Genomic DNA, 13,280 nt, shown 5'->3' with positions numbered 1-13,280 from the left:
CTCCGAATCTTTGGGATTTACATGCCCGCCAAAAGGCGGTTGCCATAGAAAGCCGATATCGGTTCAGGATTAGCCGGCAGAAGCGCCCTTGGCGAGGTTCTTCAGCTTTTCCAGAGCGGTATCCGGGTTTTCCTGATAGGCGATGGTGCTGCGGAACCGCCCACCCTTGTCGAGCAGGAAGACCGACGCCGTATGATCCATGCTGTATTCGCCGTCTTCGCCCGGAACCTTCTTGGCATAGATGTGGTAGGATTTGACCATGTCGGCGATGTTTTCCGGGGTGCCGGTGATGCCGACAATACGCTTCGAGACATTGCCAACATAGGTCTTCATGATGTCCTGCGTGTCGCGTTCCGGATCTACGGTGATGAAATAGGCCTTGAGGTCCTGTCCGTCGTTGCCAAGCTGGTTCAGCCAGCCGTCCAGTTCGTAAAGCGTGGTGGGGCAGACATCCGGGCAATGGGTGAAGCCGAAAAAGACGACAGCCGGTGTGGCGCGCAAGTCTTTTTCGGTGAAAGGCTGTCCATCCATCGTGACGAGATTAAGCGGTCCGCCGAAGGGTTCCTTCGCAGCCTCGCGATCACGAAACATGTTGAAACCAGCAGCGCCGACAATCACGACGATGAAGGCTACGATGAAGATGGGCAGGAATTTTTTCATGTCCAGTCGACCTTGCATATCCGAACGGCATTTGCGCGCCGCTTTAAAACCTATTTTCCTGGTGCGGGCAGAACCGTCATCATAGCCGTATTCCGCGATCACGAAGAGCAACATTTTCGAGATTGATTCAATCCCGAAGCTGCTCGAACTTGCCGAACCGACAGGCTGCTCTTCAGACTAGGCCTAATCTACGGTTCTTTTTCTAATTTTCAATAATTTCTGAAACTTTTGTCGGCTCGTTTGTTTGCCGGACAACCAAAGTTGAATAAGAAAGTCGGCTAATTCGTTTGGAATCGCCCGGAGGATTGTTATATTTCCATTATAAACTGCAATATTTCAAGAGAAGCGTGTTGGAAATCGATTACGTAATCGCGTGGGTGGACGGTCAGGATCCTGCGCATAAGTCTTCCCGTCAGCAATTTGCGCCAGAATCCGAAAAGACTCATTTCGAAGCGGTGACCAGTGAGCGCTACTTCGATAACGGCGAGATTTATTACAATATCGCGTCGGTCATTAAGTTCGCGCCGTTCATACGGCGTATTTTCATCATCACCGACAATCAGAAGCCGCGGCTGCTTGATGCTTTCGCGGCGGAGGGCAAATGCGATCCGTCCTTCATCCAGATTGTCTCGCATGACGATATTTTCCAAGATCTTCCAGCGGCGCGCCCATCCTTCAATGCGAGAGCGATTGAGGGGGCTGTGTGGCGCATACCCGGCCTGTCGGAACACTTCATCTATTCCAACGATGATTTCTTCCTGAATGCTCCGCTGGGTGCGTCCGATTTTTACGAGAACGGACTGCCCAGACTGCACGGTGACTGGGTGCGACCGGAAAATACCCGTTTGAAATACAAGCTGCGGCGCTTTCTGGGGAAAATTTCCCGGTACGAATATACCTTCCCGAAATTCCGTCTTGCCCAGTGGAAAGGGGCTGTCACGGCTGGAGTGAAGGACAGGTTTCTGAGCATTCATCATCACCCGCATCCGCTCAGACGCAGTACGCTGGCCTCGTTCTTCGCGGCAAAGCCAGATGTGTTGAACCGTCAGGTTGGTTTCCGCTATCGCAATATCGAGCAGTTCAACACGGTTTCCCTCGCCAACCATCTGGAAATCGCGCAGCATCACACGCCGGTCCATGGCGTGCGGGAGCTGGCCTATCTCGATTTTGTGCAGGCCAAGCACTGGGGTGAAGAGCTGGACAAGATCAGAAACGGTTCAGCACCCTTCGGTTGTGTGCAGGGATTTGAACGGTTTGAGCCGGAGTTCCGGGCAGAAATTCATGAGACATTGATCGCGAAGTTTGACGACGTCCTGCCGAATGCTATCAAGGCATACTTATCGAGCGAACAGAGTTCGCAGCAGGCGGCCTAGGCTGCCTTTGGGCAATTTTGAGACTTTTGATGGCCAATTCCGACGATCTTCGTTTCCAGAACAGCGAGCCGCGCATTCATTCGACGGCGCAGCTCAAATCCTCCAAGCTGGGGCGCTATGCCGATATTGGCGAGCGGGTCATCCTGCGCGATGTGATGGTCGGCGATTTCACCTATTTCGAGCGAAATGGTGAGGGCATTTATGCCGAGATCGGCAAGTTCTGCTCTATTGCGGCCAATGTGCGGATCAATGCGCTGGAACACCCCATGGAACGGCTGACCACGCATAAGCTGAGCTATCGTCCCAACGAATATTTTCGCTATCTGGGTGTCGATGGCGAGTTTCGCGCGCGCCGCCAGGCAAAGCGGGTGGTGATCGGCAATGATGTCTGGATCGGGCATGGTGCAGTTATCACGCCGGGTGTGACGGTCGGCCATGGTGCAGTGATCGGCGCGAATGCTGTCGTGACGAAGGATGTCGCGCCCTATACGGTGGTCGGCGGCGTTCCGGCTAAGCTCATTCGCAAGCGCTTCGATGACGCCATTATCGAACGGCTGCTGAAGCTTAACTGGTGGGACTGGCCGGTCGAGAAGCTGTTTGAGGCTGTGCCCGACATGCAAACCATGGCGATTTCCGACTTCCTCGATAAGTGGGAATAGACGGTTCGGCGGCGGCTGTTTTTCAGTAAGCTCTTGCAAAGACAGGCCAGCCGCGCCACTTCTCCTCACAGGTTTTCAGGGAGAACATGATGAAGCAGACTTTCGCCGCTTTCGCTCTTCTTGCCGTTTCGGTCCTGCCGGCTAGCGCCGAACAGGTCGGCAAGGTTGGCGTGGACTGGGTCGGCAATGATATCGTCATTGATGCGGTGCCCGATCCGAAGGTCAAGGGTGTGACCTGTCATCTCGCATCCTTCTCGCGCAGCATGATCGACCGGTTGCAAAAGGGGAAGTGGTTTGAAGACCCTTCCAATGCGTCCATTTCCTGTGAGCAAACCGGACCGATTTCAATCGGCGATATAGAGCTGAGCCAGAAGGGCGAACGGGTCTTTTCGGAGCGCACCAGCCTGATATGGAAGAAGCTGGTCATCACCCGCATTTACGACAAGCAGAACAATACGCTGCTCTATCTCGCCCATGCAAGTCAGGTACAGGACGGCTCAGCCAAGACTTCGCTCTCGACCGTGCCGCTGTTCAGGGGTGATGTGACGTGGGAAAAGGGCAAGCCGGAGTAAGCCGGCTCGCTTTTGTCTCGTGTCAGGCAGGCTGGACGAAGCCGTCGAGGACGCGCTTTTGTCCTGCCTTGTCGAAGTCGATGGTCAGCTTGTTGCCGTCGATAGCGGCGACTTTGCCATTACCGAATTTCAGGTGGAACACGCGGTCGCCAACCTTGAAAGCCGAAGGCTTGTCGGCAACCGACTTCGCGACCAGTTCGCCTTCGATCGTGCGGCCCTTGACCGAGCCGCGCCCGGCGCCGAAGCCGGAATCCGTTTCGCCATAACCGACGCGTTCCACACGACTGCCGGAGCGTGAGCCCCAATTGTTGCGCGTGGCTTCCGAACGGTTCTGCTGCGCACGCTGCCAGCCCGGCGTCGAATAGCTATTCTGGAAAGGATCGGCCCGGTCGAAACGGGACTGGCCGTAACCACCGCCATAGCCGCCGTAATTGCCTTCCAGCTCGGCGACCTCAACATGTGCTTCCGGCAGTTCTTCCAGAAAACGCGACGGAATGGTCGATTGCCACATGCCGTGGATGCGTCGGTTGGACACGAACCAGATATGCAGGTTTTTCTTGGCGCGGGTGACGCCGACATAGGCGAGGCGGCGTTCTTCCTCCAGCCCGGAGCGTCCGCCCTCATCAAGCGCGCGCTGGTGGGGGAACAGACCTTCTTCCCAGCCGGGCAGGAACACGGTTTCGAATTCCAACCCCTTGGCCGAATGCAGCGTCATGATGTTGACGGCATCCATGTTTTCATTCTGCTCGGCATCCATCACCAGAGCGATATGCTCCAGGAAACCACGGAGGCTTTCATAATCCTCCATGGAACGGATCAGTTCCTTGAGGTTTTCCAGTCGTCCCGGCGCTTCGGCGGTCTTGTCGTTCTGCCACATCGCGGTGTAGCCGGATTCATCGAGAATGGTCTCGGCAAGTTCTGTATGCGGTGTGTTGTCGAGCAGCGACTGCCAGCGGAGGAAGTTCTCCACGACTTCGCGCAGGGCTGAGCGTGGCTTTGGCTTCAGCTCTTCCGTTTCGATCAGATCGCAGGCAGCAGAGAACATCGAAATGTCGCGGGCGCGGGCATAATCATGCACCTGACGGATGGCTGCTTCGCCCAGACCGCGCTTCGGCGTGTTTATAATGCGCTCCAGCGCCAGATCATCGGCTGGCTGTGCGACGACGCGCATATAGGCGAGCGCATCGCGAATTTCGAGGCGTTCATAAAAGCGCGGGCCGCCGATAACGCGGTAGTTGAGACCAAGCGTCACGAAGCGATCTTCGAATTCGCGCATCTGGAAAGAAGCGCGCACAAGGATCGCCATATTGTTCAGCAGATGACCCTGACGCTGCGCCTGTTCAATCGCTTCGCCAACGGCACGGGCTTCTTCTTCCGAATCCCAGGCCGCATGGACTTTCACACGCGGATCATCGGGATTCGGCGCTTCGGTGAAAAGCGTCTTGCCGAGACGGCCCTCATTATGGGCAATCAGATGAGCGGCAGTGCCGAGAATATGCGCTGTCGAGCGGTAGTTGCGCTCAAGCTTGATGACAACTGCGCCGGGGAAATCCTTGTCGAAACGCAGGATGTTGTCCACTTCCGCTCCACGCCAGCCGTAGATCGACTGGTCGTCATCGCCGACGCAACACAGGTTCACTTTGTTTTCGCTCGCGCCGAGTTCGCTACGCTCACCGGCTCCGCGAGGGCCTCGCATCGGCTCGGACGCCCTAGCGGGCTGTATGGGAGCGTTTCCGCCTTGCGTGGCGACAGATGCTGTATTTCTCGCTTGCGGTCTTTGTGCGAGCAGGCGCAGCCAGAGATATTGCGCCGTGTTGGTGTCCTGATACTCGTCCACCAGAATATAGCGGAACTTGGCGTGATATTCGCGCAGGATATCGGGATGGTTGCGGAAGATGCGGATCGGATGCAGCAGAAGATCGCCGAAATCGCAGGCGTTCAGCGTGCGCAGGCGTTCCTGATAGGCCTGATATAATTCGCGGCCTTTGCCATTGCCGAACGACCGCGCATCGCCTTCCGGAATGTCGGATGGGCCAAAACCCTTGTTCTTCCAGCCGTCGATCATATTGGCGAAGGTGCGGGCAGGCCAGCGCTTGTCATCCAGACCTTCTGCCTGAATGAGCTGCTTGATCAGCCGGATCACATCGTCGGTATCGAGAATGGTGAAATCGGATGTAAGATTGACCAGTTCCGCATGACGGCGCAGCAATTTCACGCCGATGGAGTGGAACGTGCCGAGCCATGGCATGCCTTCCACCGCGCCGCCGACCAGATGGCCGATACGCTCCTTCATTTCACGCGCGGCCTTGTTGGTGAAGGTCACGGCGAGAATCTGGCTGGGATAGGCAAGGCCGGTGGTGATGATGTGGGCGATGCGGGTGGTCAGAACGCGGGTCTTGCCGGTGCCTGCACCCGCAAGCACCAGAACCGGCCCTTCGGTCGTCAGCACAGCCTGACGCTGTTCCGGGTTCAACCCTTTCAGGTAGTCGGGCTCGCCGCGCTGCTGGTTGCGCGCGGCCATGGCGCGCGCAGCAATACCGCCGGTAGCTGGCGCGCGGCCAGCCGGTGCATCATCGCCGAAAAACGGCATATCGTCGGGAAAATCGGACATCTGACCCCGAATGTAATGATTCGCTCACGAAAAACAAAGACCCGGACGGGCTTGTCTATTCGACTACTCTAATTGAGTAACGCGCCGATCCGTAAAGTTCAGGCGATGGGCGGCCAGCGCTTCAACAAGACCGCGCAGTTCCGGCTCACGCTGCAGCAGATCGTCCAGCTCCGTCATCTGGTTCATGGCGATCAGGCGCAGAATGTCATCGCGGACGGTGCCGTCTTCACGGCGCGGCAGATGCGCAACCGGCTGAATAAGCTCCAGCTTCTGGCTTTTCAGGCGCGCCCGCAGGCTTTTCTCGTCTGCATCCAGCGTTTCCACGAAAGCATAAAGACCGACGCCCTTGGCTGGCAGCGAATAAAGCGCCAGTGCCACGTCCTTGACGCGCGGATCGGACTTGAGGGCGGCTAGAATTGCCGGACCTTCATTGTCGATACGGTCGCCCGTACCTTCGCCATCCGACCAGCTGAAAATGCCGCGTGTGATGAAATTGTAGACCTTCTTGCCGGTGGCCAGCCAGATGCGCGACGGCAGCGAACGGCGCGCCAGAATGCGCTTTTCCGTTGGCGTCATCAGATCTTTGGCAAAAGCCCGCTTCTGCTTGATGAGGTGGCGGAAGTCTTCATAGGCCATCATGCGATAAAGCGCGCCGCGACGGCGATGGACGCTGGCAAGCTGGAAGTCGATGACGGCTGCTTCGCCTTCCGGCGTCATCAGCCAGTTCTGCGGCTTGGCAAGATCGTTATGCGTGACGCCAAGACGGCGCATATCACGCAGAATGCGATGCGCGGTGAGATACCATTTCGGATCGGAGGGGCGCGCAAGATGCAGCGGCGTGCCTTCTGTCCAGGAGCGATAAAGGCCGTCGCGGTCAGTTGCGATCAGCTGCGGCACGCCTTCGATGCCGCGCACGGTCTTCAGGCCGCGTATTTCGCGCCGGGCAAGAATCCATGCCAGCGGCTTTGACCACCAGGGCGCGGCACTCACCACACGGCGGATAATGCGCGTGTCGGGATCGTTCGCAAAATAGCCCGCGCGCGTTTCGGAAAACACGTCGCGCTTGAACACGGCTGTTTCCACAAACGGGGGAATTTGGTCGCCCTTCAAAGGCACATCGATATTGGGGTTCTGAGCCATAAGGTTCCACTAGCGCCTTGTGTACCATCAATCAAGTTTGCCGATGAACATCGGTGGATATCCGTTGTTGCAAACATGCGAATGACGGGGCACAAGAAACGCATATGAGTTTCCAAGGAGCGATAGACGTGGCGCAAAGCGACGACATTAAGCAGATCATCCGTCAGGAACATGCACTGATTTTTTCATCATTCGACGAGAACGAGGCTTTTGCGCTGGGCCAGAGAATTCGCGATATTGCCGTGAAGGAAAAGCTCGGCATCGGCATCGATATTTCTCTGTGGGACCGTCGCCTGTTCTTCGCGGCGACTGCTGGCACCACGGCGGATAATACGGAATGGCTGCGCCGCAAGTTCAATGTCGTGCGCCGTTTCCATGCTTCGACCTATCGTCTCGTTCTGGAACAAAATCGTGAAGACCGGATGTTTGCGCCGCACAAGGCGCTGGATGTAAATGATTATGTGCTGGCGGGTGGCGGATTTCCGATCCGTGTTGCGGGCGCTGGTGTCATCGGGGCGGCCATCGTTTCCGGCTTGCCGCAGCGCGAGGATCACAATCTCGTCGTGCGCGCAATCGCCTTGCAGCTGGGGCAGGACCCGGCGGCGCTCGCTCTTCCTGCTGTTTAGAGCGGTTCCGTTTAATACGGAACCGTGGAACCGCTCTATCTATTTGTTTTTACGCATTATCCTACGCAAAACCGCTGCGCACTTTTGCTGGAAATGCTTTAATATTCCGGAGAATGAACTATGTCGCTTGAACATGTGATCGCGCTTCCACGCAATGAAGAGGGTATTGCCGCTGTTGTCGGTATCCTCAAGCAGCGTTTCGGTGAGCGCGCGCAGACCGGGCAGGCCATTCGTGAGCAGCACGGCCACACCACCAGCTACGTGCCGACGCAAGCGCCGGATATCGTGGTATTCGCCGAAAATACGCAGGACGTACAGGATGTGGTGCGCATTTGCGCTGAACATCGCGTGCCGCTGGTCGCGTTCGGTGCAGGTTCGTCGCTGGAAGGTCAGGTCAATGCGGCGGCAGGCGGCGTATCGCTTGATCTGACGCATATGAACCGCATTCTGGCTGTTCATGCCGAAGATCTCGATTGTGTTATCGAGCCGGGCGTGACGCGCCGCGAGCTGAACGAATATCTGCGCGATACCGGCCTGTTCTTCCCCATTGATCCGGGTGCCAATGCGACGCTCGGCGGCATGGCCTCGACGCGAGCTTCCGGCACCAATGCCGTTCGTTATGGCACCATGCGCGAGAATGTTCTGGCGCTGAAAGCCGTCATGCCGGACGGTCGGCTGATCGAAACCTCCAAGCGTGTGAAGAAGACCGCCGCCGGTTACGATCTCACCCGCCTGCTGATCGGCGCGGAAGGTACGCTCGGTATCATCACCGAACTGACATTGAAGCTTCAGGGCATTCCGCAGGCGATTTCGGGCGGCATCTGCCCGTTTCCGGATGTGGAATCGGCCTGTCGCGCGGTGATCGATACGATCCAGATGGGTGTTCCGGTGGCGCGTATAGAGCTGGTCAACAAGCTTCAGATGGAAGCGCTGATCCTCTATTCGAAGCTCCCTTACGAAGCGCAGCCCTATCTGTTCGTGGAGTTCCACGGCACCGAAACCGGCGTTGCGGAACAGGCCGAGATTTTCGGCGAAATCGCTGCCGGACATGGCGGCGGACCGTTCCACTGGACGCAGGATGCCGAGGAGCGCGATCGCCTGTGGCGTGCGCGCCATGACGCCTATTTTGCCTCGTCGCTGCTGCGTCCCGGCTGCAAGGGCATTTCGACCGATCTCTGCGTGCCGATTTCGCGTCTCGCCGATTGCATCACCGAGACGGAACGTGATCTGGCAGAGAGCAACATCATCGCGCCGATTGTCGGTCACGTCGGCGACGGCAATTTCCATCTTCTCCTGCTGCTCAACACGGAAGACCCGGAAGAGATGGAGCGGGCGGAAGCTTTCATGGACAGGCTCGTGATGCGGGCGCTGGCCATGGAAGGCACGTGCACAGGTGAACATGGTATCGGCCAGGGCAAGATGAAATATCTGGCCATGGAGCTTGGTGAAGCGACCGATTATATGCGCATGATCAAAAAAGCGCTCGATCCGCTCAATATCATGAACCCCGGTAAAATCCTGATTTCGTGAGTCAAATCAGCCTTCTGCGCCTTTCGGCTCAGAAGGGGATTCAGCGCACGGGCCTGTTTAAATCAGTTGGGCGGCAGCTTGCCTTGTTGTCGCCGAACCGATGCTGTTTTTTGTTGGCGCGCAATCCTGAAAACCGCTTCGCACTTTGTGTGATGATGCACTATGTTGCGTTGGTAAATATGGCGTGATTCACCCGTTGTGTTGCGCGTAACCGAATTCACCTGACTGACCGGAGCTGCTTCTTGGGCCGCATATTCGTCATTGTCGGCGGGCTTCTGGTGCTGCTTTTGACAGCCGCGCTGGTGGTGCCGCCTTTTGTCGACTGGAGCGGCTATCGGGCCGATTTCGAGCGCGAGGCGAGCCGTATTCTGGGACGTCCGGTCAAGGTGGCGGGCGATGTGAATGCGCGACTGCTGCCGTTTCCATCCGTGACCTTTTCCGATGTTCGCGTCGGGGCTGATGCAGCGCATCCGGTCATGACGCTCGACCGGTTCTCGATGGATGCGGAGCTGATGCCTTTCCTGCGCGGTCAGGTGCTTATTTTCGACATGCGCGTCGAGCGTCCGCGCGTTTCGGTCTCGCTGGACAAGGATGGCAAGGTCGATTGGGCCATTCGCCCGTCCACGCCGCTCAATCCATCGCAGATCAAGGTCGAACGGCTCTCGATCAACGACGGCTCAATCACGCTGCATGACGTGGCGAGCGGACGCATTCACGAGGCGACCGGATTGAATGCCGTCCTGTCGGCCAACAGCCTTGCCGGGCCATGGCAGGCCCAAAGCAGCTTCAGCCTTGGAGGCCGCAAGCTTGCGGTCGATCTGACGAGCGGCGAGGCCAAGCCCGACGGTTCGCTGCGCTTGCGGGCGCGTATTTCGCCGGAAGCCATTCCTGCCGCATTCGAGACGGATGGCGATATTGTCCTGAAGGATGGCCGGTTGAATTATGCGGGCGATTTTTCGCTGCGCTCTTCCGATATGGTTACCCAGAACAGTCCAAACCAGAACAAAGCGTCTGCGGACAAGCCGTTTTTCAGCGGCCTGCGGCTGACCGGCAAGTTCACCGCCGATACTGACCGTTTCGATGCGAGCGAGTTCCGCATGGAGCAGGGGCCAGCCGACAATCCCTATGTCGTTAATGGCAAGGCGCTGATCGATTACGGCAATGTACCGCGCTTTGAAATCAGCGCTGATGGGCAGCAGATTTTCTGGGGTCCGAGCGAGACGGCGGAAGACCAGCAGGTCACGACTGTCATGCCGCTTTCCGACCGCATCGCCATTGCACGCCGGGTTCTGGAGCAATTGCCGATCCCGACCATACCGGGACGGATCGACCTTCGCCTGCCGGCGGTCGTTGCGGGCGGGACCACCATTCGTTCGGTAACAATCAATGCCGAACCCGATGGCGGCGACTGGAATATTCGCCAGTTCGCCGCCGATCTGCCGGGCCGCACGAAAGTTGAGGCCAAGGGCAAGCTGTCCGTTGGCAACGATTTCGGTTTTCAGGGCGAGATGCTTGTTGCATCCCGCCAGCCGTCCGGTTTGGCCACCTGGCTCAATGAGACAGTGGATGAGTCGATCCGCACGCTCGACGGGGCAGGTTTTTCCGGCAAGGTCGATTTGCGCGACGGCATGCAGCGCATCGATGATCTTGAAATCGGACTGGGCAAGACTTCGCTGAAAGGGTCGCTGTTGCGGCAGGTCAATGGCGCGGCGCAGCCGACCATCGACGTCAATCTCCAGGGTGGCGCTGTGGAAAGCGACGCCTTGCAGGCTTTCGTTTCGTTCTTTTCCGGCGGCGAGGGGCTGGCGCTTCTGGATGCACAGACACTCAATGTCGGCTTCAAGGCCGGGCCTGTTCGTTTCAAGGATATGGAAGCGGCCAGTGTTGATGTGGCGATGCGCCTTCACGATGGGCGTTTCGATTTCGACCGGTTGATGATCAATGATGTCGCAGACGCGACGCTGACGGCAACCGGCGCTTATGAGCCATTCGCCAATTCACCATCGGGGAAACTTGATGCGACGATCCTCTCTGGGGATCTGTCACGCTTCATCTCCCTGATGGCCAATCGTTATCCGCAATTGCCGCTGTTCCGCGCCTTGTCGGCGCGTGCGGCGAATTTCCCCGGATTGTTCGAGGACAGCGAGATCAACGTGATCGCCAATGCGGTTGCGCCGGTCAGGCCGGAAACGCAAGCCAATCCCCCGAAGAATGGTGCAGCGAAGGGCAAAAGCGCCCGTCCGGCCGAGACTAAGACCAAGACTTCCCCCGGCAGCGGCGAGTTTTCCTTCAGCGTCACCGGCAAGACCGGTGGAATGAAGCTTGACCTGTCAGGAACGGCCAGCGGCGGCGAGACGGATGCTGATCCCTTGCAGATGCAGCTCAACGGGACCGCCACCTCCGATCAGGGGGAGACGGTGCTGGCCTTGATCGGCCTGCCGTCGCTGCCATTGGGGCTTGCCGGTGAGCTGACCGCCGATCTGACCATGCAGGGCGCGCCGAGCGCCGGGATGCGGACGCTTCTCAAGCTGACTGCGCCTGACGGCACAGCTTCGGCTGACGGGGTGATTTCGCTGATCGGCAGCGATATTGCCGCAAGCGGCAAAGCGCATATCAAATCCGCCGACTTGCAGCCGTTCATTGCCACGGCAGGCTATGCATTGCCCGGTTACGGTGAAGGCCTATCCGCCGATCTTTCCAGCGATTTCCAGTTTGCCAAAGGCATTCTGCGTTTTCCGAACCTCGCCGGTCAGTTGGGCGGGGAAGATGTTTCGGCGAGGCTGGAGGCGAATTTTGCCGATAGCGGGCTACCGCAGCTGAAAGGCGAAGCGAAGCTCGCTTCGCTTGAAGTCGACAGTCTGGCGGCCATCATGCTTGGACAGGATGCGTTTGAACCGGCCAAGCCGACAGAAAAATCCATCTGGCCGCGTGGCGCCTTTGCTGTTCGGCCGTCTTTGCCGCTGCTGATCGACGTGAAGCTCAATGTTGCGCAGGCGCATATGCAAGGCTTTGGCACTGCAACGGAATTTTCGACACGTCTGCAAAAGACAATCGATAGTCTGAGCCTCACCGAACTGACTGGCAACTGGGCAGGGGGCTATCTCGTTGGCACTCTGTCACTGCGCAACAGCGACAAGAATGCGTTGCTTTCGACCGATCTCAAATGGAGCGGTGCCGATCTCGCCAATTTCTACCATCTGGAAGACGGCTCGGCTCCATTGGGCGGTGTCGTGAAGGCAGCGGTGACGCTAAATGGCAGTGGCGAGAATGCCGCTGCACTGGTCAGTTCGCTGGCGGGCACGGCGACCGTTGACGTTGAAAAATTCGCAGTGGCTGGTCTGGATGGTGCGGCTCTGCCCGCTATGGTCGCAGCTGCTGATGACATTGGTGATCAGCCTGCCGGTGATGAGAAACTGGATGCGAAGCGGTTTGCCGCCATCGCAGCCAAAGCAGTCGCGCCGGATGCGCGCTTCACGCCGGGCGATGCGCGCTTCGAATTCACGGTAGCGGGCGGTACTGCGCGCACGACTGCGGCCAACCTGTCGGACGGCAATGCAGCCTTGTTGAGCGACCTGCAATTCGATCTGTCGACGCTTGGCGTTGGCGGCAGTGGAACATTTACATTCCAAGGGGACGATGCCGCTCAGACTGGCCTTTCGCCGCAGGTGGCCTTCACCATCGGCGGAACCTATGACCGGCCAGAAGTGCATTTCGACCGACAGCCGCTTGTACAGTTCCTGACGCAGCGCGCGCTCGAGCGCGAGCAGGAACGCGTCGAGGCCATGCAGGCCAGTCTGATGGAAAAGCAGCGTCTGCGCCGTCAGCTTGGCGTTCTGGAAGCCGATGCGGCAGAACGCGCGCGCGCCCAGCAGGAAGACGAGACGCGCCGCCGTACCGAGGCGGCAGCACGCGTCGCAGCGGAAAAACAGGCCGAGGAAAAGAAGCGCCTGGAGTCGGAGCAGCCGCAGCCAGCCAATCCCGAAGGCGGGGCCACAAATGGCGCAGCGACGCCTTTGGCGAGCCCGGAAGGCGGTCAGTCGCTCAATGAATTTCTGAAAACTCTGGAGCCTGCACCGACCGCACCTGTTCCACAGCCCTGATCGGGGCTG

At 58.2% G+C, this 13,280-nt stretch carries 9 protein-coding genes; 6 read left to right on the top strand and 3 right to left on the bottom strand.

The genetic code is table 11. The features are described 5' to 3' along the window. Positions 1-69: 69 nt before the first annotated feature. A complete protein-coding gene (locus tag QBD01_RS20990; RefSeq protein ID WP_280994379.1) occupies positions 70-660 on the bottom strand; it encodes an SCO family protein in 591 nt (196 codons plus the stop codon). Positions 661-1,007: 347 nt separating this feature from the next. On the opposite strand from QBD01_RS20990, the gene QBD01_RS20985 reads away from it, so the two are divergent. The 3 genes from QBD01_RS20985 (at position 1,008) to QBD01_RS20975 (ending at position 3,264) form a co-directional block, all read left to right on the top strand. Further along, complete coding sequence (locus QBD01_RS20985; RefSeq protein WP_392391458.1) at positions 1,008-2,033, top strand: hypothetical protein; 1,026 nt, start codon at positions 1,008-1,010, stop codon at positions 2,031-2,033. Positions 2,034-2,062: 29 nt separating this feature from the next. After that, entirely contained in the window at positions 2,063-2,692 is a 630-nt protein-coding gene (locus QBD01_RS20980; RefSeq protein WP_280994377.1) for a DapH/DapD/GlmU-related protein, read from the top strand. Between the two features lie 89 nt (positions 2,693-2,781). Next, on the top strand, positions 2,782-3,264 hold the full coding sequence (locus tag QBD01_RS20975) for a CreA family protein (RefSeq protein WP_280994398.1): 483 nt from the start codon (positions 2,782-2,784) through the stop codon (positions 3,262-3,264). Positions 3,265-3,286: 22 nt separating this feature from the next. Here QBD01_RS20975 and QBD01_RS20970 read toward each other — a convergent pair whose 3' ends face one another. Both QBD01_RS20970 and QBD01_RS20965 read right to left on the bottom strand, forming a co-directional pair. Then, complete coding sequence (locus QBD01_RS20970) at positions 3,287-5,875, bottom strand: UvrD-helicase domain-containing protein (protein WP_280994376.1); 2,589 nt, start codon at positions 5,873-5,875, stop codon at positions 3,287-3,289. A 63-nt stretch (positions 5,876-5,938) separates the two neighbouring features. Continuing rightward, positions 5,939-7,015 carry a serine/threonine protein kinase gene (locus tag QBD01_RS20965; RefSeq protein WP_280994375.1) on the bottom strand — a complete coding sequence of 359 codons (1,077 nt, stop codon included), beginning with the start codon at positions 7,013-7,015 and terminating at the stop codon, positions 5,939-5,941. 104 nt (positions 7,016-7,119) lie between these two features. On the opposite strand from QBD01_RS20965, the gene QBD01_RS20960 reads away from it, so the two are divergent. The 3 genes from QBD01_RS20960 (at position 7,120) to QBD01_RS20950 (ending at position 13,271) form a co-directional block, all read left to right on the top strand. Continuing rightward, positions 7,120-7,641, top strand: a complete 522-nt coding sequence (locus tag QBD01_RS20960; protein ID WP_210277261.1) for a heme-degrading domain-containing protein — start codon at positions 7,120-7,122, stop codon at positions 7,639-7,641. A 120-nt stretch (positions 7,642-7,761) separates the two neighbouring features. Next, on the top strand, positions 7,762-9,171 hold the full coding sequence (locus tag QBD01_RS20955; RefSeq protein ID WP_280994374.1) for an FAD-linked oxidase C-terminal domain-containing protein: 1,410 nt from the start codon (positions 7,762-7,764) through the stop codon (positions 9,169-9,171). A gap of 242 nt (positions 9,172-9,413) precedes the next feature. After that, positions 9,414-13,271, top strand: coding sequence for an AsmA family protein (locus QBD01_RS20950; RefSeq protein ID WP_280994373.1), 3,858 nt, complete (start codon positions 9,414-9,416; stop codon positions 13,269-13,271). The last annotated feature ends 9 nt before the right edge of the window (positions 13,272-13,280 follow it).

Origin of the sequence: Ochrobactrum sp. 19YEA23, assembly GCF_029909865.1 — a bacterium.
Classification (GTDB): Bacteria; Pseudomonadota; Alphaproteobacteria; order Rhizobiales; family Rhizobiaceae; genus Brucella; species Brucella gambitense.
Note: the sequence above shows the minus strand (reverse complement) of the source record. Positions and strands in the feature narration are given on the sequence as shown.

Bases quoted from the DNA above. Each gene is read 5' to 3' on its own strand.
- QBD01_RS20990 (WP_280994379.1), bottom strand. From the start codon at position 660: ATGAAAAAATTCCTGCCCATCTTCATCGTAGCCTTCATCGTCGTGATT.
- QBD01_RS20980 (WP_280994377.1), top strand. From the start codon at position 2,063: ATGGCCAATTCCGACGATCTTCGTTTCCAGAACAGCGAGCCGCGCATT.
- QBD01_RS20975 (WP_280994398.1), top strand. From the start codon at position 2,782: ATGAAGCAGACTTTCGCCGCTTTCGCTCTTCTTGCCGTTTCGGTCCTG.
- QBD01_RS20970 (WP_280994376.1), bottom strand. From the start codon at position 5,875: ATGTCCGATTTTCCCGACGATATGCCGTTTTTCGGCGATGATGCACCG.
- QBD01_RS20965 (WP_280994375.1), bottom strand. From the start codon at position 7,015: ATGGCTCAGAACCCCAATATCGATGTGCCTTTGAAGGGCGACCAAATT.
- QBD01_RS20960 (WP_210277261.1), top strand. From the start codon at position 7,120: ATGAGTTTCCAAGGAGCGATAGACGTGGCGCAAAGCGACGACATTAAG.
- QBD01_RS20955 (WP_280994374.1), top strand. From the start codon at position 7,762: ATGTCGCTTGAACATGTGATCGCGCTTCCACGCAATGAAGAGGGTATT.